Source organism: Streptomyces sp. TLI_146, from assembly GCF_002846415.1.
Classification (GTDB): domain Bacteria; phylum Actinomycetota; class Actinomycetes; order Streptomycetales; family Streptomycetaceae; genus Streptomyces.
Genome location: NZ_PJMX01000001.1, coordinates 5,277,375 through 5,300,057, shown reverse-complemented (window position 1 = coordinate 5,300,057; position 22,683 = coordinate 5,277,375). Strand labels below are relative to the sequence as shown.

20 protein-coding genes are annotated in these 22,683 nt (G+C 70.6%); 2 read left to right on the top strand and 18 right to left on the bottom strand.

Going from position 1 to position 22,683, the window contains the following annotated elements; genetic code table 11:
- From nuoL to BX283_RS23690, 12 genes are all read right to left on the bottom strand, one after another.
- The gene (gene nuoL, locus BX283_RS23745; protein ID WP_101389539.1) at positions 1-1,947 is read right to left on the bottom strand and encodes an NADH-quinone oxidoreductase subunit L; all 1,947 of its coding nucleotides are present in this window, start codon (positions 1,945-1,947) and stop codon (positions 1-3) included.
- Between the two features lie 14 nt (positions 1,948-1,961).
- Complete coding sequence (gene nuoK, locus BX283_RS23740; protein ID WP_067163047.1) at positions 1,962-2,261, bottom strand: NADH-quinone oxidoreductase subunit NuoK; 300 nt, start codon at positions 2,259-2,261, stop codon at positions 1,962-1,964.
- Positions 2,258-3,070, bottom strand: a complete 813-nt coding sequence (locus BX283_RS23735) for an NADH-quinone oxidoreductase subunit J (protein WP_101389538.1) — start codon at positions 3,068-3,070, stop codon at positions 2,258-2,260. Before BX283_RS23735 ends, nuoK begins: the two co-directional genes overlap by 4 nt.
- Positions 3,070-3,711 (bottom strand): NADH-quinone oxidoreductase subunit NuoI, encoded by a 642-nt coding sequence (nuoI, locus tag BX283_RS23730; protein WP_101389537.1) that lies wholly within the window; start codon positions 3,709-3,711, stop codon positions 3,070-3,072. Before nuoI ends, BX283_RS23735 begins: the two co-directional genes overlap by 1 nt.
- On the bottom strand, positions 3,704-5,062 hold the full coding sequence (gene nuoH, locus BX283_RS23725; RefSeq protein WP_101389536.1) for an NADH-quinone oxidoreductase subunit NuoH: 1,359 nt from the start codon (positions 5,060-5,062) through the stop codon (positions 3,704-3,706). The genes nuoI and nuoH overlap by 8 nt, the downstream gene beginning before the upstream one ends.
- 61 nt (positions 5,063-5,123) lie before the next feature.
- Entirely contained in the window at positions 5,124-7,625 is a 2,502-nt protein-coding gene (locus BX283_RS23720; protein ID WP_101389535.1) for an NADH-quinone oxidoreductase subunit G, read from the bottom strand.
- A complete protein-coding gene (nuoF, locus tag BX283_RS23715) occupies positions 7,622-8,992 on the bottom strand; it encodes an NADH-quinone oxidoreductase subunit NuoF (protein WP_101389534.1) in 1,371 nt (456 codons plus the stop codon). The genes BX283_RS23720 and nuoF overlap by 4 nt, the downstream gene beginning before the upstream one ends.
- Positions 8,992-9,807, bottom strand: coding sequence for an NADH-quinone oxidoreductase subunit NuoE (gene nuoE / locus BX283_RS23710; RefSeq protein WP_101392539.1), 816 nt, complete (start codon positions 9,805-9,807; stop codon positions 8,992-8,994). Before nuoE ends, nuoF begins: the two co-directional genes overlap by 1 nt.
- A 26-nt stretch (positions 9,808-9,833) precedes the next feature.
- A complete protein-coding gene (locus BX283_RS23705) occupies positions 9,834-11,168 on the bottom strand; it encodes an NADH-quinone oxidoreductase subunit D (RefSeq protein ID WP_101389533.1) in 1,335 nt (444 codons plus the stop codon).
- A complete protein-coding gene (locus tag BX283_RS23700) occupies positions 11,168-11,893 on the bottom strand; it encodes an NADH-quinone oxidoreductase subunit C (protein ID WP_101389532.1) in 726 nt (241 codons plus the stop codon). Before BX283_RS23700 ends, BX283_RS23705 begins: the two co-directional genes overlap by 1 nt.
- Positions 11,890-12,444: an NADH-quinone oxidoreductase subunit B family protein gene (locus BX283_RS23695; protein ID WP_067163033.1), complete on the bottom strand. Its 555-nt coding sequence runs from the start codon at positions 12,442-12,444 to the stop codon at positions 11,890-11,892. Before BX283_RS23695 ends, BX283_RS23700 begins: the two co-directional genes overlap by 4 nt.
- A 17-nt stretch (positions 12,445-12,461) precedes the next feature.
- The gene (locus BX283_RS23690) at positions 12,462-12,821 is read right to left on the bottom strand and encodes an NADH-quinone oxidoreductase subunit A (protein WP_007383963.1); all 360 of its coding nucleotides are present in this window, start codon (positions 12,819-12,821) and stop codon (positions 12,462-12,464) included.
- A gap of 818 nt (positions 12,822-13,639) precedes the next feature.
- Between BX283_RS23690 and BX283_RS23685 the strand changes: the two genes are divergently transcribed.
- Positions 13,640-14,461 (top strand): C40 family peptidase, encoded by an 822-nt coding sequence (locus BX283_RS23685; RefSeq protein ID WP_101389531.1) that lies wholly within the window; start codon positions 13,640-13,642, stop codon positions 14,459-14,461.
- An 80-nt stretch (positions 14,462-14,541) separates the two neighbouring features.
- On the opposite strand, the gene BX283_RS23680 is transcribed toward BX283_RS23685, so the two are convergent.
- Positions 14,542-15,828, bottom strand: a complete 1,287-nt coding sequence (locus BX283_RS23680) for a geranylgeranyl reductase family protein (RefSeq protein ID WP_101389530.1) — start codon at positions 15,826-15,828, stop codon at positions 14,542-14,544.
- Positions 15,829-15,928: 100 nt separating this feature from the next.
- Here BX283_RS23680 and BX283_RS23675 point away from each other — a divergent pair, with 100 nt between their 5' ends.
- Positions 15,929-16,456, top strand: coding sequence for a GNAT family N-acetyltransferase (locus BX283_RS23675; protein WP_101389529.1), 528 nt, complete (start codon positions 15,929-15,931; stop codon positions 16,454-16,456).
- A 339-nt stretch (positions 16,457-16,795) separates the two neighbouring features.
- On the opposite strand, the gene BX283_RS23670 is transcribed toward BX283_RS23675, so the two are convergent.
- From BX283_RS23670 to BX283_RS23650, 5 genes are all read right to left on the bottom strand, one after another.
- Positions 16,796-17,707 carry a glutaminase gene (locus BX283_RS23670; protein ID WP_101389528.1) on the bottom strand — a complete coding sequence of 304 codons (912 nt, stop codon included), beginning with the start codon at positions 17,705-17,707 and terminating at the stop codon, positions 16,796-16,798.
- Between the two features lie 19 nt (positions 17,708-17,726).
- Positions 17,727-18,422 carry a demethylmenaquinone methyltransferase gene (locus BX283_RS23665; RefSeq protein WP_101389527.1) on the bottom strand — a complete coding sequence of 232 codons (696 nt, stop codon included), beginning with the start codon at positions 18,420-18,422 and terminating at the stop codon, positions 17,727-17,729.
- A gap of 424 nt (positions 18,423-18,846) precedes the next feature.
- Positions 18,847-19,383, bottom strand: coding sequence for a hypothetical protein (locus BX283_RS23660; RefSeq protein ID WP_101389526.1), 537 nt, complete (start codon positions 19,381-19,383; stop codon positions 18,847-18,849).
- A gap of 4 nt (positions 19,384-19,387) precedes the next feature.
- The gene (gene mqnC, locus BX283_RS23655; RefSeq protein WP_101389525.1) at positions 19,388-20,587 is read right to left on the bottom strand and encodes a cyclic dehypoxanthinyl futalosine synthase; all 1,200 of its coding nucleotides are present in this window, start codon (positions 20,585-20,587) and stop codon (positions 19,388-19,390) included.
- Positions 20,588-20,711: 124 nt separating this feature from the next.
- Entirely contained in the window at positions 20,712-22,481 is a 1,770-nt protein-coding gene (locus BX283_RS23650) for a serine/threonine-protein kinase (protein WP_101389524.1), read from the bottom strand.
- Between the last annotated feature and the right edge of the window lie 202 nt (positions 22,482-22,683).

Genomic DNA, 22,683 nt, shown 5'->3' with positions numbered 1-22,683 from the left:
TTACACCGCCCTCATCAGCAGGGTGGCGGCGATGAGCACCGCCGCACCTCCGAACATCGAGACCGCGTACGAACGGGCGAAGCCGTTCTGCAGCTTGCGCAGTCGGCCGGAGAGCCCGCCGAACCCCGCCGCGGTGCCGTTGACCACTCCGTCGACCAGGGTGTGGTCGACGTACACCAGCGAGCGGGTGAGGTGCTCGCCGCCGCGGACCAGGACCACGTGGTTGAAGTCGTCCTGGAGCAGGTCGCGGCGGGCGGCCCGGGTGAGCAGCGAGCCGCGCGGGGCGACGACCGGGACCGGCTTGCGGCCGTACTGCATCCAGGCGAGGCCGACGCCGAGCAGCAGCACCACGACGGTGGCCGCCGTGACGGCTCCCGCGCTCACCGGCGAGTCGCCGTGCGAGAAGCTCGTGACCGGCTCCAGCCACTTCACGAACGACTCGTTGATGCTGAACAGACCGCCCGCCAGGACCGAGCCGAAGGCCAGGACGATCATCGGGATCGTCATGGTGCCGGGCGACTCGTGCGGGTGCGGCTCGGCGTGCTCGCCGCGGTGCTCGGCGGCCGGCTCCACGCTGGGCTCGGCCGGCGACGGGGTCGGGGCGTTGCGCCAGCGCTCCTCTCCGAAGAACGTCATCAGCATCACGCGCGTCATGTAGTACGCCGTGATGGCCGCGCCGAGCAGGGTGACCGCGCCGAGGATCCAGCCCTCGGTGCCGCCCTTGGCGAACGCCGCCTCGATGATCTTGTCCTTGGACCAGAAGCCGGACAGGCCCGGGAAGCCGATGATGGCGAGGTAGCCGAGGCCGAAGGTGGCGAAGGTGACCGGCATGTACTTGCGCAGACCGCCGTACTTGCGCATGTCGACCTCGTCGTTCATCCCGTGCATCACGGAACCGGCGCCGAGGAAGAGCCCGGCCTTGAAGAAGCCGTGGGTGACCAGGTGCATGATCGCGAAGGCGTAGCCGATGGGGCCGAGGCCGGTGGCCAGGATCATGTAGCCGATCTGCGACATGGTCGAGCCCGCGAGGGCCTTCTTGATGTCGTCCTTCGCGCAACCGACGATCGCACCGAAGAGCAGCGTGACCGCGCCGACGATCACCACCACCGTCTGGACGTCCTGCACCTGGTTGAAGATGGCGCCGGAGCGGGTGATCAGGTACACGCCCGCGGTCACCATCGTCGCCGCGTGGATCAGGGCCGAGACCGGGGTCGGGCCCTCCATCGCGTCCCCGAGCCAGGACTGCAGCGGGACCTGGGCCGACTTGCCGCAGGCCGCGAGCAGCAGCATCAGGCCGACCGTGGTGTTGCGGCCCCAGCCGGTCTCGCCCACCTGGTTGAAGACCGTCGAGAAGGCGAACGAGCCCCAGGTGGTGAACATGACCATGATGGCGATGGACAGGCCCATGTCGCCGACCCGGTTGACCAGGAACGCCTTCTTGGCCGCGGTCGCCGCGCTGGGCTTGTGCTGCCAGAAGCCGATGAGCAGGTAGGACGCCAGACCGACGCCCTCCCAGCCGACGTACAGGAGCAGGTAGTTGTCGGCGAGGACCAGCAGCAGCATCGCCGCCAGGAACAGGTTGAGGTAGCCGAAGAAGCGGCGGCGGTTCTCGTCGTGCTCCATGTAGCCGATCGAGTAGATGTGGATCAGCGTGCCCACACCGGTGATCAGCAGGACGAAGGTCATCGACAACTGGTCGAGCTGGAAGCCGACGTCGGCCTGGAAGCCCTCCACCGGGACCCAGCTGAACAGGTGCTTGTGCACCGCCCTGTTGTCGGCCGAGCGGCCCAGCATGTCGGCGAAGAGCGCCGCACCGAGGCCGAAGGACACGGCCGCGAGCAGCGTGCCCAGCCAGTGTCCGACGGCGTCGAGCCGCCGTCCGCCGCACAGCAGGACGGCCGCTCCGAGCAGAGGCGCCGCGATGAGCAGCGCAATCAGGTTCTCCACGATTCAGCGACCCCTCAGAGCTTCATCAGGCTGGCGTCGTCGACCGAGGCCGAGTGGCGGGAACGGAAGAGCGACACGATGATCGCGAGCCCGACGACGACCTCCGCGGCGGCGACGACCATCGTGAAGAAGGCGATGATCTGGCCGTCGAGGTTGCCGTGCATCCGGGAGAAGACCACGAACGCGAGGTTGCAGGCGTTGAGCATCAGCTCGACGCACATGAAGACCACGATCGCGTTCCGCCTGATGAGCACACCGGCCGCGCCGATGGTGAACAACAGGGCGGACAGATACAGGTAGTTGACGGGGTTCACTTCGCGGCCTCCTCTTCACGGCCGAGCCGCTCGGTGGAGCGCTGCTCCAGCGCCTTCAGGTCGGACAGCGCCTCGCTGGACACGTCGCGGATCTGGCCCCGGCCGCGCAGCGTCTGGTTGACGGTGAGCTCGGACGGTGTGCCGTCGGGCAGCAGGCCCGCGATGTCCACCGCGTTGTGCCGGGCGTAGACACCCGGGGCGGGCAGCGGCGGCAGGTGCTTGCCGTCGCTCACGCGCTGCTCGGAGAGCTCGCGCTGGGTCTTGGCGCGCTCGGTGCGCTCGCGGTGCGTGAGCACCATCGCGCCGATCGCCGAGGTGATCAGCAGGGCGCCGGTGATTTCGAAGGCGAGCACGTACTTGGTGAAGATGAGGGCGGCCAGGCCCTCCACGTTCCCCCCCGCGTTGGCCTGCTTCAGTCCGTCGAAGTGCTTCAGGGAGGCGTTGGCGATGCCCGCGATGAGGAGCACCCCGAAGCCGATCCCGCAGACCGCGGCCCAGACGCGCTGACCCTTGATGGTCTCCTTCAGCGAGTCGGCGGCGGTGACACCGACCAGCATCACCACGAAGAGGAAGAGCATCATGATCGCGCCGGTGTAGACGACGACCTGGACGATCCCCAGGAAGTACGCCCCGTTGGCCAGGTAGAAGACCGCCAGGATGATCATGGTCCCGGCCAGGCACAGCGCACTGTGCACGGCCTTCTTCATCAGTACGGTGCACAGCGCGCCGATGACGGCGACGGTGCCCAGCACCCAGAACTGGAACGCCTCCCCGGTGGAGGTCGTCGTGGCGGAGACGGCGAGCTGCATCACGCGTCCACCTCCTCGGGCTGTTCTCCGTCGGCCGGCTGCTCGCCCTTGGAGACGGCGACCTGGCGGACCGTGCCGGGCGCGGCCTCGGTGACCAGGCCCCGGTAGTAGTCGCCCTCGGTCATGCCCGGGTAGATCGCGTGCGGCGAGTCGACCATGCCCTCTTCGAGCCCGGCGAGCAGCTGCTCCTTGGTGTAGATCAGGTTCGCGCGGCTGCTGTCGGCCAGTTCGAACTCGTTGGTCATCGTCAGCGCGCGCGTGGGACACGCCTCGATGCACAGCCCGCACAGGATGCAGCGGGCGTAGTTGATCTGGTAGACGATTCCGTACCGCTCGCCCGGCGAGTAGCGCTCCTCGTCCGTGTTGTCCGCGCCCTCCACATAGATCGCGTCGGCCGGGCAGGCCCAGGCGCACAGCTCGCAGCCGACGCACTTCTCCAGGCCGTCCGGGTGCCGGTTGAGCTGGTGGCGCCCGTGGAAGCGGGGGGCCGTGGTCTTCTGCTGCTCCGGATACTGCTCGGTCAGCCGCTTCTTGAACATGGCCTTGAAGGTCACGCCGAAGCCGGCCACGGGGTTCAGGAACTTCCCCTCGGACGACTCCGCCGAGCCCGCGGGCTCCGCCGGTTCCGATGACTCAGACACCCTCGTCCTCCCTTCCGTCACGGTCACTCTCAGTATCGGACCCACCACTGACAACCAACTCCCGCTCCTGCCTGGGGCGTCGGCGTGGCACCGGCGGAAGGGTCTGTCCGGGCAGCGGCGGCACCGGGAACCCGCCCGCCATCGGGTCGAAGGCGGGCGGCCCGTCCTCGGCCGCCGACTCCTCCTTGCGGCCCCGGAACACGTCCGCGACCAGCGAGATCAGCAGGACCGCGACGACCGCGCCCCCGACGTACAGCACGATCTTGGAGAAGTCGTGGCCGTCGTTGCGCAGCGCGCGCACGGTCGCCACCAGCATCAGCCAGACGACCGAGACGGGGATGAGGACCTTCCAGCCGAGCTTCATCAGCTGGTCGTAGCGGACGCGGGGCAGCGTGCCGCGCAGCCAGATGAAGAAGAACAGCAGCAGCTGGACCTTGATGACGAACCAGAGCATCGGCCACCAGCCGTGGTTGGCGCCCTCCCAGAAGGTGGACACGGGCCACGGGGCCCGCCAGCCGCCCAGGAAGAGGGTGGTCGACACCGCCGAGACGGTGACCATGTTGACGTACTCGGCCAGCATGAACAGCGCGAACTTGATCGACGAGTACTCGGTGTTGAAGCCACCGACCAGGTCGCCCTCGGACTCGGGCATGTCGAAGGGGGCGCGGTTGGTCTCGCCCACCATCGTGACCACGTAGATGATGAAGGAGACCGGCAGCAGCACGATGTACCAGCGGTCGTGCTGCTGGGCGACGATCTCCGAGGTCGACATCGACCCCGAGTAGAGGAAGACCGAGGCGAACGCGGCGCCCATCGCGATCTCGTACGAGATCATCTGCGCGCACGAGCGGAGCCCGCCGAGCAGCGGGTACGTGGAGCCGGAGGACCAGCCCGCGAGCACGATCCCGTAGATGCCGACCGAGGCGCACGCGAGGATGTAGAGCATCGCGATCGGCAGGTCGGTGAGCTGCATCGTGGTGCGGTGGCCGAAGATCGAGACCTCGTTGCCGGACGGCCCGAACGGGATCACGGCGATCGCCATGAAGGCCGGGATCGCGGCGACGATCGGGGCCAGGACGTAGACCACCTTGTCGGCCCGCTTGACGATGACGTCTTCCTTCAGCATCAGTTTGATGCCGTCGGCGAGGGACTGGAGCATCCCCCAGGGGCCGTGCCGGTTGGGCCCGATGCGCAGCTGCATCCAGGCGACGACCTTGCGTTCCCAGACGATCGAGAACAGCACGGTCACCATCAGGAAAGCGAAGCAGAACACGGCCTTGAGGGCGATGAGCCACCAGGGGTCGCGGCCGAACAGGGAGAGGTCCTCGGCCGCGAGGAAGGTCGGGGTCACGCTCGCACCTCCGGTACGTGGACGGCGGCGCCCGGTGCCGCGGGGCGGACGGGGAAGTCGGTCACGGCTGCACCTCCGGTGCGGCGGTGGCGGCGTCCGGTGCCGCCGGGCCGATGCGGACGACCTGGCCCGGGACGGCGCCGGTGTCCGCGTACACGCCGGTGCCGGTCGAGTTGAGCGGCAGCCACACCACCCGGTCGGGCATCTCGGTGACCTTCAGCGGCAGCCGGACCGCGCCCGCGGGGCCGCTCACCTGGAGCAGGTCGCCGTCCTTGACGCCGGTCTCGGCCGCCGTGGCCGCCGAGAGCCGGGCCGGGGCCGCGTGCCGGGTCCCGGCCAGCGCCTCGTCGCCCTCCTGGAGGGTGCCGAGGTCGAGCAGCAGCCGGTGGCCCGCGAGGACCGCCTCGCCGTCGGCGGGCCGGGGCAGCGCGTGCGCCGTCTCCAGCGGCTCGGTGGCGCGCGGCCCGTCCCAGTGGCCCAGACCCCGCAGCTCCGCGCGCGCGGCGCGGTTGTCCGGGAGCGCCAGGTGGACGTCCATGGCGTCCGCCAGCATGTGCAGCACGCGCGCGTCGGCGGGCGCCAGGCGCCGGGTCATCTGCTCGGGCTTCAGCGCGGCCTCGAACATCCGCGCCCGGCCCTCCCAGTTGAGGAAGAAGCCGGACTTCTCGGCGACGGCCGCGACCGGGAAGACCACGTCCGCCCGCTCGGTGACCTCGCTCGGCCGCAGCTCAAGGGAGACCACGAAGGCGCCGGAGAGTGCTTCACGCGCGCGTGCCGGATCCGGCAGGTCGGCCGGGTCGACACCCGCGACGAGCAGCGCGCCCAGCTCGCCGGTGGCCGCGGCCTCCACGATCTGGCCGGTGTCCCGTCCGAAGCGGTGCGGCAGTTCGCGTACGCCCCAGGCGGCGGCCACCTCCTCACGCGCGCGTGGATCGGTGGCCGGGCGCCCGCCGGGCAGCAGCGCCGCCAGGGCGCCCGCCTCGATGGCGCCCCGCTCGCCGGCCCGGCGCGGGATCCACACGAGTTCGGCGCCGGTCGCGGCGGCGGCCCGTACGGCCGCGGTCAGCGCGCCCGGCACGGCCGCCAGCCGCTCGCCGACGACGATGACGGACCCTTCGGCCCGCAGCGCCGTGGCGGCGGCCGAGCCCTCGCCGTCCAGGCCCACCCCGCCCGCCAGCGCGTCCAGCCACTCGGTCTCGGTGCCGGGCGCGGCGGGCAGCAGCGTGCCGCCCGCCTTGGCCAGGCCGCGGGTGAGATGCGTGGCCAGCGAGAAGGTGCGCTGGCCGTGCTTGCGCCAGGCCTTGCGCAGCCGCAAGAAGACGCCGGGCGCCTCCTCCTCCGCCTCGAACCCGACGAGCAGCACCGCGGGCGCCTTCTCCAGGGAGGCGTACGTGACGCCCTCGCCGGTGAGGTGGCCGCGCCCGGCGACCTTCGCCGCCAGGAAGTCGGCCTCCTCGGCCGAGTGCACGCGCGCGCGGAAGTCGACGTCGTTGGTGTCGAGGGCGATCCGGGCGAACTTGGCGTACGCGTAGGCGTCCTCGACGGTCAGCCGCCCGCCGGTGAGCACCCCGGCCCGGCCCCTGGCCGCCATGAGCCCGGCCGCGGCCGCCTCCAGCGCCTCGGGCCAGGAGGCGGGCTCCAGCTCACCGGCCGCGTTGCGCACCAGCGGGGTGGTCAGACGGTCCGGCTTCTGCGCGTACCGGAAGGCGAACCGGCCCTTGTCGCACAGCCATTCCTCGTTGACCTCGGGGTCGTTGGCCGCCAGGCGGCGCATCACCTTGCCGCGCCGGTGGTCGGTGCGGGTGGCGCAGCCGCCCGCGCAGTGCTCGCACACCGACGGCGAGGAGACCAGGTCGAAGGGGCGCGAGCGGAACCGGTACGCCGCCGAGGTCAGCGCGCCGACCGGGCAGATCTGGATGGTGTTGCCGGAGAAGTACGACTCGAAGGGGTCGCCCTCGCCGGTGCCGACCTGCTGGAGCGCGCCGCGCTCCAGGAGCTCGATCATCGGGTCGCCCGCGATCTGCTCGGAGAACCGGGTGCACCGGGCGCACAGCACGCACCGCTCCCGGTCGAGCAGCACCTGCGTCGAGATGGGCACCGGCTTCTCGTACGTACGCTTGTGGCCCTCGAAGCGGGTGTCGGGGTCGCCGACCTGCATCGCCTGGTTCTGCAGCGGGCACTCACCGCCCTTGTCGCAGACCGGGCAGTCCAGCGGGTGGTTGATGAGCAGCAGCTCCATCACCCCGCGCTGGGACTTCTCGGCCACCGGCGACGTCAGCTGCGACTTGACCACCATGCCGTCGGTGCAGGTGATGGTGCAGGACGCCATCGGCTTGCGCTGGCCCTCCACCTCCACGATGCACTGACGGCAGGCGCCGACCGGGTCGAGCAGCGGGTGGTCGCAGAACCGGGGGATCTCGATGCCGAGCTGCTCGGCGGCCCGGATCACCAGCGTGCCCTTGGGGACGCTGATCTCGATGCCGTCGATGGTCAGCGAGACCAGGTCCTCGGGCGGCACCGCCGCCTCTCCGCCGCTGGAGGGAGCGCCAGTCGTCACCGTCATGCGTTCACCTCCGTGGTGCGGTGCGGGCTGTCGGCCCACAGGGTCGACTTGGCCGGGTCGAAGGGGCAGCCCCGGCCCGTGATGTGCTGCTCGTACTCCGCGCGGAAGTACTTGAGCGAGGAGAAGATGGGCGCGGCGGCGCCGTCGCCGAGCGCGCAGAACGACTTGCCGTTGATGTTGTCGGCGATGTCACTGAGCTTGTCGAGGTCGCCCATGGCGCCCTTGCCCGCCTCGATGTCGCGGAGCAACTGGACGAGCCAGTAGGTGCCTTCGCGGCACGGCGTGCACTTGCCGCAGGACTCGTGGGCGTAGAACTCGGTCCAGCGGGTGACCGCCCGTACGACGCAGGTGGTCTCGTCGAAGCACTGGAGCGCCTTGGTGCCCAGCATCGAGCCGGCCGCGCCCACGCCCTCGTAGTCCAGCGGGACGTCGAGGTGCTCGTCGGTGAACATCGGGGTCGAGGAGCCGCCCGGGGTCCAGAACTTGAGCCGGTGGCCCGGGCGCATCCCGCCGCTCATGTCGAGCAGCTGGCGCAGCGTGATGCCGAGCGGGGCCTCGAACTGGCCGGGGTTGGCGACGTGCCCGCTGAGCGAATAGAGCGTGAAGCCCGGGGACTTCTCGCTCCCCATCGATTTGAACCAGTCTTTTCCGCGAGTGAGGATCGCGGGAACGCTGGCGATGGACTCGACGTTGTTGACAACAGTGGGGCACGCGTAGAGACCGGCGACCGCAGGGAAGGGGGGACGCAGCCGGGGCTGACCGCGACGGCCTTCCAAGGAGTCCAGCAGGGCGGTCTCCTCACCGCAGATGTACGCGCCCGCGCCCGCGTGCACGGTGAGTTCGAGGTCGAGACCGCTGCCCAGGATGTCCTTGCCGAGGTAGCCGGCCGCGTAGGCCTCCCGCACGGCCTCGTGCAGCCTCCGCAGTACGGGGACGACTTCCCCGCGCAGATAGATGAACGCGTGCGACGACCTGATCGCGTAACAGGCGATCACGATGCCCTCGATGAGGCTATGCGGGTTGGCGAAGAGGAGCGGGATGTCCTTGCAGGTCCCGGGCTCCGACTCGTCGGCGTTGACAACTAGATAGTGCGGTTTGCCATCGCCCTGCGGGATGAACTGCCACTTCATGCCCGTGGGGAAGCCCGCGCCGCCCCGGCCGCGCAGCCCGGAGTCCTTCACGTACGCGATGAGGTCGTCCGGCGACATGGCCAGGGCCTTGCGCAGCCCCTCATAGCCGTCGTGCCGGCGGTAGGTCTCCAGGGTCCAGGATTCGGGCTGGTCCCAGAAGGCCGACAGCACGGGTGCCAGCAGCTTCTCGGGGCTGCTTCCGTTCCCGTTCCCACTCAGTTCGGCTGCCAAGGTCATCACTCCCCCTCCTCGTCGACCGGGCCCGCCGGGTGCGCGGGGTCGGACGCAGAGGTCTGCTGCGGTGCGTCGTGCGAGCTCAAGTGCTCGGCGCCGGGCTGCGGTTCCTCGCCGCGGGGGCCCTCGCCGCGCGGGTGGACCACGCGCGGGTGCGGGGCCTCGCCCTTCGCCAGGCGCAGGCCGACCAGGGAGGCCGGGCCCGCGCCACCGCTCGCCGCGACGGCGCCGGGGCGCTCGTCGGGGAAGCCGGCCAGGATCCGGGCGGTCTCCTTGTAGGTGCACAGCGGGGCCCCGCGGGTGGGCTCCACCGGCCTGCCCGCGCGCAGGTCGTCGACCAGGCGCTTGGCCGACTCGGGGGTCTGGTTGTCGAAGAACTCCCAGTTGACCATCACCACGGGCGCGAAGTCGCAGGCGGCGTTGCACTCGATGTGTTCGAGCGTGACCTTGCCGTCGGGGGTGGTCTCGTCGTTGCCGACGCCGAGGTGGTGCTTGAGCTCGTCGAAGATGGCGTCGCCGCCCATCACCGCGCACAGGGTGTTGGTGCAGACGCCCACCTGGTAGTCGCCGGAGGGCTTGCGCCGGTACATCGTGTAGAAGGTGGCGACGGCGGTCACCTCGGCGGTCGTGAGGTCCAGCATCTCGGCGCAGAAGCGCATCCCGGTGCGGGAGACATGGCCCTCCTCCGACTGCACGAGGTGCAGCAGCGGCAGCAGCGCGGAGCGGCTGTCCGGGTAGCGGGCGATGACCTCCTTGGCGTCCGCTTCGAGCCGGGCCCGGACGTCGGCCGGGAAGTCGGGCGCGGGCAGCTGGGGCATGCCCAGGCTCGTCGGCGTGGTCTCGGTCACCGGTCGACGCCTCCCATCACGGGGTCGATGGACGCGACGGCGACGATGACGTCGGCGACCTGGCCGCCCTCGCACATCGCCGCCATGGCCTGGAGATTGGTGAAGGACGGGTCGCGGAAGTGGACCCGGTAGGGGCGGGTGCCGCCGTCGCTCACGACGTGCACCCCGAGCTCGCCCTTGGGCGACTCGACGGCCGCGTACGTCTGTCCGACGGGGACGCGGAAGCCCTCGGTCACCAGCTTGAAGTGGTGGATCAGGGACTCCATGGAGGTGCCCATGATCTTCTTGATGTGGTCGAGGGAGTTGCCGAGTCCGTCCGGGCCCAGCGCGAGCTGGGCGGGCCAGGCGATCTTCTTGTCGGCGACCATGACCGGTCCGGGCGCGAGCCGGTCCAGGCACTGCTCGACGATCCGCAGCGACTGGCGCATCTCCTCCAGCCGCACCAGGAAGCGGCCGTAGGCGTCGCAGCTGTCGGCGGTGGGGACCTCGAAGTCGTAGGTCTCGTAGCCGCAGTACGGGTCGGTCTTGCGCAGGTCGTGCGGCAGGCCCGCGGAGCGCAGGATCGGTCCCGTCGCGCCGAGCGCCATGCAGCCGGTCAGGTCGAGGTACCCGACGTCCTGCATACGGGCCTTGAAGATCGGGTTGCCGGTGGCGAGCTTGTCGTACTCCGGCAGGTTCTTCTTCATCGTCTTCACGAACTCGCGGAGCTGGTCCACCGCGCCCGGGGGCAGGTCCTGGGCGAGACCGCCGGGGCGGACGAACGCGTGGTTCATGCGCAGACCGGTGATCAGCTCGAAGACGTCGAGGATGAGTTCGCGGTCCCGGAAGCCGTAGATCATGATCGTGGTGGCGCCGAGCTCCATGCCGCCGGTGGCGATGCAGACCAGGTGCGAGGAGAGCCGGTTCAGCTCCATCAGGAGCACCCGGATGACCGAGGCGCGGTCGGGGATCTGGTCGGTGATGCCGAGCAGCTTCTCCACGCCCAGGCAGTACGCCGTCTCGTTGAAGAACGGCGTCAGGTAGTCCATGCGCGTGACGAAGGTGGTGCCCTGCGTCCAGGTGCGGAATTCGAGGTTCTTCTCGATGCCGGTGTGCAGATAGCCGATGCCGCAGCGGGCCTCGGTGACCGTCTCGCCGTCGATCTCCAGGATGAGGCGGAGCACGCCGTGCGTCGAGGGGTGCTGGGGGCCCATGTTGACGACGATGCGCTCGTCGTCGGCGCGGGCGGCGGTGCGGGCGACCTCGTCCCAGTCGCCGCCGGTGACCGTATATACGGTCCCCTCCGTCGTCTCCCTGGCGGAAGCGCGCGAAGTTGCGCTGTCGGTGTTCATCAGCTGTACGACCTCCGCTGGTCCGGAGCCGGGATCTGGGCGCCCTTGTACTCGACGGGAATGCCGCCGAGGGGGTAGTCCTTGCGCTGCGGGAAGCCCTGCCAGTCGTCCGGCATCATGATCCGGGTGAGGGCGGGGTGGCCGTCGAAGACCAGGCCGAAGAAGTCGTAGGTCTCGCGCTCGTGCCAGTCGTTGGTCGGGTAGACGCCGACCAGGGACGGAAGGTGCGGATCGCTGTCCGGGGCGGTGACTTCGAGCCGGATCAGCCGGCCGTGGGTGAGCGAGCGCAGGTGGTAGACGGCGTGCAGCTCGCGGCCCTTGTCGCCGGGGAAGTGCACGCCGCTGACGCCCGTGCAGAGCTCGAAGCGCAGGGCCGGGTCGTCGCGCAGGGTGCGTGCCACGCGTACAAGGTGCTCGCGCGCGATGTGGAAGGTCAGCTCGCCGCGGTCGACGACGGTCTTCTCGATGGCGTTCTCGGGGAGCAGGTCCTGCTCCTCCAGCGCGCCTTCGAGCTCGTCGGCCACCTCGTCGAACCAGCCGCCGTAGGGGCGGGAGGAGGCGCCCGGGAGGGTCACGGTGCGCACCAGGCCGCCGTAGCCGCTGGTGTCGCCGCCGTTGGCCGCACCGAACATGCCCCTGCGGACGCCGATGGTGTCGCCGGTGTCGTCGCGCTGGGCGGGCAGGCCGCCGTTCTCCGGCGCCTCGGGAGTACGGTCGTCGCTCACCGCAGCAGCCCCTTCATCTCAATGGTGGGCAGCGCCTTGAGGGCGGCCTCCTCCGCCTCGCGGGCGGCCTCCTCCGCGTTCACCCCGAGCTTGGAGCCCTGGATCTTCTGGTGGAGCTTGAGGATCGCGTCGATCAGCATCTCGGGCCGCGGCGGGCAACCGGGCAAATAGATGTCGACCGGCACAATGTGGTCGACGCCCTGCACAATCGCGTAATTGTTGAACATTCCGCCCGAGGATGCGCAAACCCCCATGGAGATGACCCACTTGGGGTTGGGCATCTGGTCGTAGACCTGCCGCAGGACCGGCGCCATCTTCTGGCTGACCCGGCCGGCCACGATCATCAGGTCCGCCTGGCGCGGCGAGCCGCGGAAGACCTCCATGCCGAAGCGGGCCAGGTCGTACCGTCCGGCGCCGGTCGTCATCATCTCGATGGCGCAGCAGGCCAGGCCGAAGGTGGCGGGGAAGACGGACGCCTTGCGCACCCAGCCCGCGGCCTGTTCGACGGTGGTCAGCAGAAAGCCGCTCGGCAGTTTCTCTTCGAGTCCCATAGGTGCCCCTCAGCCCCTCAGTCCCATTCCAGGCCGCCGCGCCGCCACACGTACGCGTAGGCGACGAAGACGGTGAGCACGAAGAGCAGCATCTCCACGAGCCCGAAAACCCCCAGGGCGTCGAAGGTGACGGCCCAGGGGTAGAGGAAGACGATCTCGATGTCGAAGACGATGAAGAGCATCGCCGTCAGGTAGTACTTGATGGGGAAGCGGCCGCCTCCGGCCGGCGTGGGAGTCGGTTCGATGCCGCACTCGTACGCCTCAAGTTTCGCCCGGTTGTACCGTTTTGGGCCGATAAGCGTGGCCATGACCACGGAGAAGATCGCAAACCCAGCCCCTAGGGCGCCGAGCACGAGGATGGGCGCGTAGGCATTCACGCTCCTCGCTCCTTCCAGTCGTCCTTGACCGTTGGACCGCACACGGGCGCCGCTGCCGCCCCCTCGCCGCGCGAAGATCGCGCACATGTGAGGCAGTTCACAAGCCCGACTGCACCGCATCCTATGCCCGGTGGTCTGTGATCTGCGACACGGGGTACGCCAACGGCTTTGTGATCTCCACCACCTGACGAAGGATCATGAAGTCGGATGAGCAGTGATCTTCACACCCGAAGCGGCCGAGTGATCACAAGGCGTAGCATCCACTCCTGTTACCGCTGGTCGCAAGGGGTGCGGCACTATCAAGACATGGGCCCTACAGGCAAATTGGCGATGGACTCGTTCGAGTGGTAAAGGATCGCGGCTCACTCATGCGGGTGAGAGCGCTGCCGAAGGGTGGACCTGTGCACGCGTTCACTAACGCCGAGCCGGTCCGGGATCGGTCCGGAGTCGGCTCGAAGTGATCTAGAACCGACCGCGAGCCGATCGCCCGACGACCCCACCGCCCGCCCCACCCCCGCCTCACTGATCACGGGCCGGTCACGGCGCGGCCGACACCCGGATACGAAGTGACCTGCGTCACAGGAAACCGTCACGGATTAAACCGGGCTTGGCCAACGGTGTGAACGGATGGTAGGCGACGGGCAATTCGGACTTTTTATAAAAACCACATGATCACAGCCGTGATCGCGCATGCCCGGATTGCCCGTTACGGCGTCAATAAGGGCGCGGAGGAAGCGGATTCGTCCCTTCCGACCGCAACTGTGGCGCAGCACACGTTTCTTGAAGGGAACCGTGAACCCCTGATAGCGGTTGTCCTCATGTCCCACACCGCTCACATACCCAGCCACCGGAAGCCCCGCCGCAGCGCCTCCAAGCTCGCGCTCCGTGCCGGAGTTGCCGGTGGCGTCCTCAGCACCATCGCGGTGGCAGGCGCCACCGGTCCGGCGCACGCCGCCGAGCCGGTGACCGAGACCATCGAGATGCCCACGCTCACGACCGGGCTCGCGAGCACCGCCGCCGCTTCCGCCGAGGCCACCCAGCAGGTCGCCGCCGACCTCCAGCTGAAGGCCCAGCAGAACGCGGCCGCCTCCAGCGCCGCGAAGGTCGCCAAGAAGGCGAAGGCCGACGCGGACGCCAAGGCCGAGGCGGAGAAGAAGGCCAAGGCGGAGGCCAAGGCGAAGGCGGACGCCGCCGAGCGCGCCTCCCGCTCCTCCGCGCGCACCACCCTGAGCGCGTCGACCGGTGGCAGCAGCAGCTCCACCACCACGTCGTCCTCCAGCGCCACGGGCTCCGCCGCCACCATCGTGAACTTCGCGCTGGCGCAGGTCGGCAAGGCGTACGTGTCGGGTGCCACGGGCTCCAGCGCGTACGACTGCTCGGGCCTCGTGCAGGCCGCGTACCGCCAGGTGGGCATCGACCTGCCGCGCGTCTCGCAGGACCAGTCGGCCACCGGCCGCCAGGTCTCGCTGTCCAACCTCCAGGCCGGCGACATCCTGTACTGGGGCGGCTCGGGCTCCGCGTACCACGTGGCCATCTACGTCGGCGGCGGCAAGTTCGTCGGCGCGCAGAACTCCTCGACCGGTGTGGTCGAGCGCAGCATGGACTGGGACCGGCCGAGCGGCGCGGTCCGCGTCCTCTAGTCGCGGCGCTCACAGGCATACGAGAGGGCCGGTGCTCCCCGAGAGGGGGCACCGGCCCTTTCGCCGCGCAGGGGGCCTTCTCAGGCCTTCGGGGCCACCTTCGACAGCCCGTTGATGATGCGGTCCATCGCGTCGCCGCCCGTGGGGTCGGTCAGGTTCGCCAGCATCTTCAGGGTGAACTTCATCAGCACCGGGTGCGTCAGGCCGCGCTGGGTGGCGATCTTCATGACCTTCGGGTTGCCGATGAGCTTCACGAAGGCGCGGCCCAGCGTGTAGTAGCCGCCGTAGGTGTCCTTGAGGATCTTCGGGTAGTTGTGCAGCGCCAGCTCGCGCTGGGCCGGGGTCGCGCGGGCGTGCGCCTGGACGATGACGTCCGCGGCGATCTGCCCCGACTCCATGGCGTAGGCGATGCCCTCGCCGTTGAACGGGTTGACCAGGCCGCCCGCGTCGCCCACCAGCAACAGGCCCTTGGTGTAGTGCGGCTGACGGTTGAAGGCCATGGGGAGCGCGGCGCCGCGGATCGGGCCGGTCATGTTCTCCGGGGTGTAGCCCCAGTCCTCGGGCATCGAGGCGCACCAGGCCTTGAGGACCTCGCGCCAGTCCAGCTCCTTGAAGGAGTCGGAGGTGTTGAGCACGCCGAGGCCGACGTTGGAGGTGCCGTCGCCCATGCCGAAGATCCAGCCGTAGCCGGGCAGCAGCCGGTCCTCGCCGGGCCCGCGCCGGTCCCACAGCTCCAGCCAGGACTCCAGGTAGTCGTCGTCGTGGCGGGGCGACTCGAAGTACGTCCGTACGGCGACGCCCATCGGGCGGTCCTCGCGGCGGTGCAGGCCCATCGCGAGGGAGAGCCGGGTCGAGTTGCCGTCGGCGGCGACCACGAGCGGGGCGTGGAAGGCGACTTCGGTCTTCTCCTCGCCCAGCTTGGCGTTGACGCCGGTGATGCGGCCGGTGCGGTCGTCGATGATCGGGCTGCCGACGTTGCACCGCTCGTACAGCCGCGCGCCGGCCTTCTGGGCCTGGCGGGCCAGCTGCTCGTCGAAGTCGTCGCGCTTGCGGACGAGTCCGTAGTCGGGGTAGCTGGCGAGCTCCGGCCAGTCCAGCTGGAGGCGGACGCCGCCGCCGATGATGCGCAGGCCCTTGTTGCGCAGCCAGCCGGCCTCTTCGGAGATGTCGATGCCCATGGCGACCAGCTGCTTGGTGGCGCGCGGGGTGAGCCCGTCGCCGCACACCTTCTCGCGCGGGAAGGCGGTCTTCTCCAGCAGGAGTACGTCGAGTCCGGCCTTGGCCAGGTAGTACGCCGTGGTCGACCCGGCGGGGCCGGCCCCGACGACGATCACATCCGCGGTGTGTTCGGAGAGGGGCTCGGTCACAGCGGGATCTCCCGAAGACTCGATTTGGCATGCCGGAAAGCACAGGACATGTGCAGTCTATGGGTGGCTGTTGATCGTTATCGCGAAGGGTTGCCCCGCTATGAGCTCGCCCGAGGAGAAGTCCCTGCCGTCGCCGCCCGTCGTACGGCTGCGTGTGCCGACCGAGGAGGACGCCTGGGCCTGGCACGAGGTGTTCGACGACCCGGAGGTCATGGAGTTCCACGGGGGCAGGTCGGCGGAGCTTTCGGTGTACGAGGAGTTGACGGCGCGCCAGCGGATGCACGACGCCGAGCGGGGGTTCTGCCTGTGGACGCTGCTCGACGAGGACGACTCCGTGATCGGCTTCACCGGCGCCCAGCCGTGGCCGCACGCCTGGGGGCCGGTCGGGGAGGTCGAGATCGGCTGGCGGCTCGCCCGGCGGGCGTGGGGGCGGGGGTACGCGACGGCCGCGGCGCGGGTCGCGGTGGAGCGGGTGCGGGGCGCCGGGGTCGGCGGGGTGGTGGCCATGGTGGATGCCCGCAACGAGCGGTCCGTCGCCGTTACCCGGCGGTTGGGGATGCGGCTTGCCGAGACGTTCCGGACGCCCTTGTCCGAGCGGGAGGGGTACTGCTTTCGGCTGGCGCTGTGACGCTGCCGCGCCTAAACACCGGGGGGTGAGCGGCTTTCAGCCAACTTGGTGCGCGGTTCGTCTGCGGGCCGTGGTGGGCTGGTCGCGCCCGCGCGGCGGAGCCGCAAATGTCACAGCCCCGCGCCCCTTTCTGGCCCGGTCTTTGTCTACGGGTTGTGGCCGGTTGCCCGCGCGGTTCCCCGCGCCCCAAGAATGCCGCTGCGCGGCGATCCCCTGGGCGGCCCGAAGGGGCGCATTCAGGGGCGCGGGGAACTGCGCGACCAGCCAGCTACGGTCCGCAGGCGAAAACAGGGGGTCCGGGGGCAACGTCCCCGGCAGCCCGCCCAGGGCTTTAGGGAATCAGAACACCGACAGGCCCGTCAGGGTCGTGAAGCGGTCCAGGGCCGCCACGCCCGCCACCGAGTTGCCCCGCGCGTCCAGCCCCGGGCTCCACACGCACAGCGTGCACCGGCCGGGCACGACCGCGACGATCCCGCCGCCCACGCCGCTCTTCCCCGGCAGCCCCACCCGGTACGCGAAGTCGCCCGCCGCGTCGTACGTCCCGCAGGTCAGCATCACCGCGTTGATCTGCTTGGCCTCGCTGCGCGACAGCAGCCGCGAGCCGTCGGCGCGCAGGCCGTGGCGGGCCAGGAAGCGCGCCGCCAGCGCCAGGTCCGCGCAGCTCATCTCGATGGCGCACTGCCAGAAGTAGTGGTCGAGCAGCGTCGGTACGTCGTTGGCGATATTGCCGTACGAGGCCATGAAGTGGGCCAGGGCCGCGTTCCGGTCGCCGTGTGCCGACTCCGACTCGGCCACCACCGCGTCGAACGCGAGCTCCGGGTTGCCGGTCTCCTCGCGCAGGAACTCCAGCAGCTCGCTGCTGGCGTCCCCGGTGAGGGTCTGGAGCCGGTCGGTGACGACCAGCGCGCCCGCGTTGATGAACGGATTGCGCGGGATCCCGTTCTCGTACTCCAACTGCACGAGCGAGTTGAACGGATTGCCCGACGGCTCGCGGCCGACGTGCTCCCAGAGCGTGTCGCCGCCGCGCGCGAGCGCCAGCGCGAGCGTGAAGACCTTGGTGATCGACTGCGCGGAGAACGGCCGCTGCCAGTCCCCCACCCCGTACACCTTGCCGTCGAGGTCGGCGACGGCCATCCCGAAGCGGGACGGGTCGACGTCGGCGAGGGCAGGGATGTACGCGGCGGGCGTGCCGCGCCCGACGAGGGGCGCGACGTCGTCGGCGATCTGGTGCAGGACGGCCTGGTAGTCCACGGTGGTCGTGCCCGCCGGGTTACTGGGGCTTGTAGCCGCGGTGCAGCGCGACCACACCGCCGGTGAGGTTGCGCCAGGCGACCTTGGACCAGCCGGCCTGCTGGAGGCGCGCGGCCAGTGCGGGCTGGTCGGGCCAGGCGCGGATGGACTCGGCGAGGTAGACGTACGCGTCCGGGTTCGACGACACCGCCGTGGCGACCGGGGGCAGCGCCCGCATCAGGTACTCGCTGTAGACCGTACGGAACGGCTTCCAGGTCGGCTGCGAGAACTCGCAGATGACCACGCGGCCGCCGGGGCGGGTCACCCGGAACAGCTCGCGCAGGGCGGTGTCGGTGTCCTGGACGTTGCGTAGCCCGAAGGAGATGGTGACGGCGTCGAAGGTGTCGTCCTTGAAGGGGAGCTTCGTGGCGTCACCGGCCGTGAACGGCAGGTGGGGGTGGCGTCCCTTGCCGACCTTCAGCATGCCGAGGGAGAAGTCGCACGGGACGACGTACGCGCCGGTGGCGGCGAAGGGGAGGGAGGACGTGGCCGTACCGGCCGCGAGGTCTAGGACCTTCTGCGCCGGGCGCGCGTCGACCGCCTTCGCGACCTCCTTGCGCCACAGGCGGGCCTGGCCGAGCGAGAGCACGTCGTTGGTTCGGTCGTAGTTCGCGGCGACGTCGTCGAACATCGTGGCGACTTCGTGCGGCTGCTTGTCCAGAGATGCGCGGGTCACCCCCTCATTGTGCCTGGGGGCTCCGCCCCGGGCGCCCACGCCCCCCTTTTGCCCGGTGTTCGTCTGCGGGCCGGTGACGGGCTGCTCGCGCAGTTCCCCGCGCCCCCAAACCCTCGTTCGCCTGCGGGCCGGTGGCCGGTTGCTCGCGCAGTTCCCCGCGCCCCCAAACCCTCGCTCGCCTGCGGACCGTGGCCGGTTGCTCGCGCAGTTCCCCGCGCCCCTCAAAACCCTCGTTCGCCTGCGGACCGTGCCCGGTTGCTCGCGCAGTTCCCCGCGCCCCTGGAAGCGACCCTTCGGGGCGCCCAGGGGATTGCCGCGCAGCGGCATTCTTAGGGGCGCGGGGAACTGCGCGACCAGCCGTCCACCGGTCCGCGGACGAACGGGATCCCTCGGAGAGTTTCGGGAAGGGGCGGGGTGGGGGAAATCAACGCGCCCGGTACACCAGCCGGCCCCCCAACACCGTCGCCACACACCCCGCCCCCTCGAACACCGCGAACCGCGCCCCGCCCCCCACCCGCAGCGGCGGCAACGAATCCCCCGCCGCCAGCGACGGCGTCCCGGCCGGAACGGACACGCGCGGCACCACGGCGACGCCCGAGCGCCGGACCGCCTCCACCACCGCCCGCACCCGCAACTCCCCGGAAACCGCCACCACCCCGCACGCCAGCATCCGCTGCACCCCACGCCGGGCGCTCGCGCCCAAGCGCGCCTCGTCCGTGAAGAACACCGGCACCGGGTCGACACCGAGCTCGTCGGCCTCACGGGGATCCGGGTGGTAGGTCTGCTCCAGGAGCTCGGGCCCGTACGGATTGACCAGGCCGGGCACCAGCACCCCCGGCCACCGCCGCACCCGGGCCGCCGGGTACGCCGCCGCCAGCTCCTCGTACGGCCCGATCGCGGCCACCACCGAGCCCTCGACCACGACCGCGTCGCCCGCGGCGGGGGCGTGAATCGTCAGCACGGCGTCAGTTCGACGCGAGCAGCTTCAGCTCGGGATGGGCGGTGCCGCCCTCGATCGCGGTGGACGAGATGTGCGACATGACGCGCTCGTCGACCGGGTCGTTCGCCGGGTCGTCGTGGACGAGCAGGTGCTCGTACGTCGTGGCGCGCTGCGCCGGAACGCGGCCCGCCTTGCGGATCAGGTCGATGATCTCCATGCGGTTGGAGCGGTGCTTGGCGCCCGCCGAGGAGACGACGTTCTCCTCCAGCATGATCGAGCCGAGGTCGTCCGCGCCGTAGTGCAGCGACAGCTGGCCCGCCTCCTTGCCGACGGTGAGCCAGGAGCCCTGGATGTGCGCGATGTTGTCCATGAACAGGCGCGCGACCGCGATCATCCGCAGGTACTCGAAGACGCTCGCCTGCGTCCGGCCCTTCAGATGGTTGTTCTCGGGCTGGTAGGTGTACGGGATGAACGCGCGGAAGCCGCCCGTGCGGTCCTGTACGTCGCGGATCATCCGCAGGTGCTCGATGCGCTCGGCGTTGGTCTCGCCGGTGCCCATCAGCATGGTGGACGTCGACTCGACGCCGAGCCCGTGTGCGATCTCCATGATCTCCAGCCACCGCTCGCCGCTCTCCTTGAGCGGGGCGATCGCCTTGCGCGGTCGCGCGGGCAGCAGCTCGGCGCCGGCGCCCGCGAAGGAGTCGAGCCCGGCGGTGTGGATGCGCTGGATCGCCTCCTCGACCGGGACCCCGGAGATACGGGCCATGTGCTCGACCTCGGACGCGCCGAGGGAGTGGATGACCAGCTGCGGGAAGGCCTGCTTGATGGCGCTGAAGTGCTTCTCGTAGTACTCGACGCCGAAGTCCGGGTGGTGGCCGCCCTGGAACATGATCTGGGTGCCGCCCAGCTCGACGGTCTCCGCGCAGCGGCGCAGGATGTCGTCGAGGTCGCGGGTCCAGCCCTTCTTGGTGTCCTTGGGGGCCGCGTAGAAGGCGCAGAACTTGCACGCCGTGACGCACACGTTCGTGTAGTTGATGTTGCGCTCGATGATGTACGTGGCGATGTGCTCGGTCCCGGCGTACCGGCGGCGGCGCACCGCGTCGGCGGCGGCGCCCAGCGCGTGCAGCGGCGCCGAGCGGTAGAGGTCGAGCGCCTCTTCGGGGGTGATGCGCCCGCCCGCGGCGGCACGGTCGAGGACGGACTGAAGGTCGGCCTTCTCAGTCACCGGGGTGTCCCTTTCGGCAGGGTTGCGGACGGACCGCCAGCCTACGCCAGCGGGGCTCCCCGGCCTCGGTCCGGGGCCCGGGGACCACCCCCGGACCGAGGACCGTCCCCTGCCGCCCGTCCCCTCAGCCCGTCTCCTTGACCAGCGTCGCGTACGGGTTGCCCGCGCCGAGCTCCCTCGACTCGTACTTGAGCGTGCCGTCCGAGTTGCGGGTGAAGACCAGCGTGGCCGTGCCGGTGGTGCACAGGCCCGCCGTGCCCTGGCGGGTCGTGTCCGTGCGCTCCTCGATCGTCACGCGCTGCGCCGTGCCGGAGACCAGCTTGCCCACCCCGAAGCACTCCACCGTCGTACCGATCACGGTGATCTTGGAGGAGGTGCGCAGGACGTCCTCGCCGGTGGCGCCCGCCTTGAACACCGCCGTCAGATCGCCGTGCGGCTGCCCGGTCGTGGACTCCGTCATCGGGCCCTTCCAGGTCCCCAGGAACGCCTTCGGCACCTCCGACACCGCCGGGCCGCCGGTCGCGCCCGTGCCCGCGTCCCCCGGTTCGCTCGACTTGGTCGGGCCGCTGGACGCCGCCGAGTCGTGCTTCTGGTCGCCGCCCGGCATCAGGTCGAAGAGGAACGCGGCGCCGACGGACGCGGCAGCCACCGCCCCCGCCACGGCCAGCGCGACCGTGCAGCTCATCTTCCGGCCCCGGCCCCGCTCCCCCGGCTCGACGGCGGTCCCGACGGAGAGCGAGACGCGGGGCGGGGCGGCGGGCGGCTCGGGCGTACGCGGCGCGGGCACGGCATCGGCGACGGAACCCGTACTGCCACCGCCACCGCCGCTCCCGTTGCCATTGCCGTACGCGTACGAGCCTTGCGAAGCAGGAGCAGGAGCAGGAGCAGAAGCACCGGCCCCCGCCCCATACGACGCGTCCGGCGGGCCGAACACCCCCACCGCCGGGCTGGTGAACGCCACCGGGCCCGACCCCTGCGTGTCCGACGGCGGCGCCTCCGGCTCCAGGTCGAGCAGCCGCACCGCCGACCGGCTGACCTCCTCCACCAGCGCCCCCGGCAGCCAGCCGCCCGCGACCAGCGCGGCCGCGCCGCCCGGGGCGAGCCGCCGGGCCAGTTCGGCCGGGGCGGGGCGGTCCGCCGCCGTCTTGGCGAGGCACGCGTCGACCGCCGCCCGCAGCTCCCCGTCGAGCCGCCCGTCCAGCTCGGGCTCCTCGTGCACCACCTTGTAGAGCAGCGCGGCCGAGGAGTCGCCCGGGAACGGGGGCGCGCCCGTCGCCGCGTACGCCAGGACCGCGCCCAGCGAGAAGACGTCGGCGGCGCCGGTGACGCCCTTGCCGAGGATCTGCTCGGGCGACATATAGCCGGGCGAGCCGATCGAGACGCCCGTCGCGGTGAGCGAGGCCGTGCCGTCCGTGGCGCGGGCGATGCCGAAGTCGATCAGCCGGGGGCCGTCGAGGGTGAGCAGCACGTTGGACGGCTTCACATCGCGGTGGACGAGCCCCAGCGCGTGCACCGCCGCCAGCGCCTCCGCGAGCCCCGCGCCCAGCGCGCGGACCGTGTGCTCGGGCAGCGGCCCGTGCGCGGTGACGGCCTGGGTCAGCGAGGGACCGGCCACATAGCCGGTGGCGACCCACGGCACCGAGGCCTCGGGGTCGGCGTCCAGGACCGGCGCGGTCCAGGCGCCGCCGACCCGGCGGGCCGCCTCGACCTCGTGGCGGAACCGGGCGCGGAACTGTTCGTCCAGGGCGAAGTGCGGGTGGACCACCTTCACGGCGACCGTGCGGCCTCCGGCGCTGCGGCCCAGATAGACCCGGCCCATGCCGCCCGCACCGAGCCGGCCGAGCAGTCGGTAGGCGCCGATGGTGCGCGGTTCGCCGGTTTCGAGCGGCTGCATCGCGATCTGCTCTCCCCCATGCCGTCAAGTACGGTCGCACAGCAGGGTAGAGCGTGACGTGCGCGGGATCACTCGGCCGGGCCGGATCCACGGCGTACGACGGCGAACCGATTCGAACGACCGGTCGTCTCTCTCTGCGGAGTTCACACGGGAAACCTCGCAGTGAGCCGGAAAACGCGCCAAGCGTCCCAAAACACCTCGG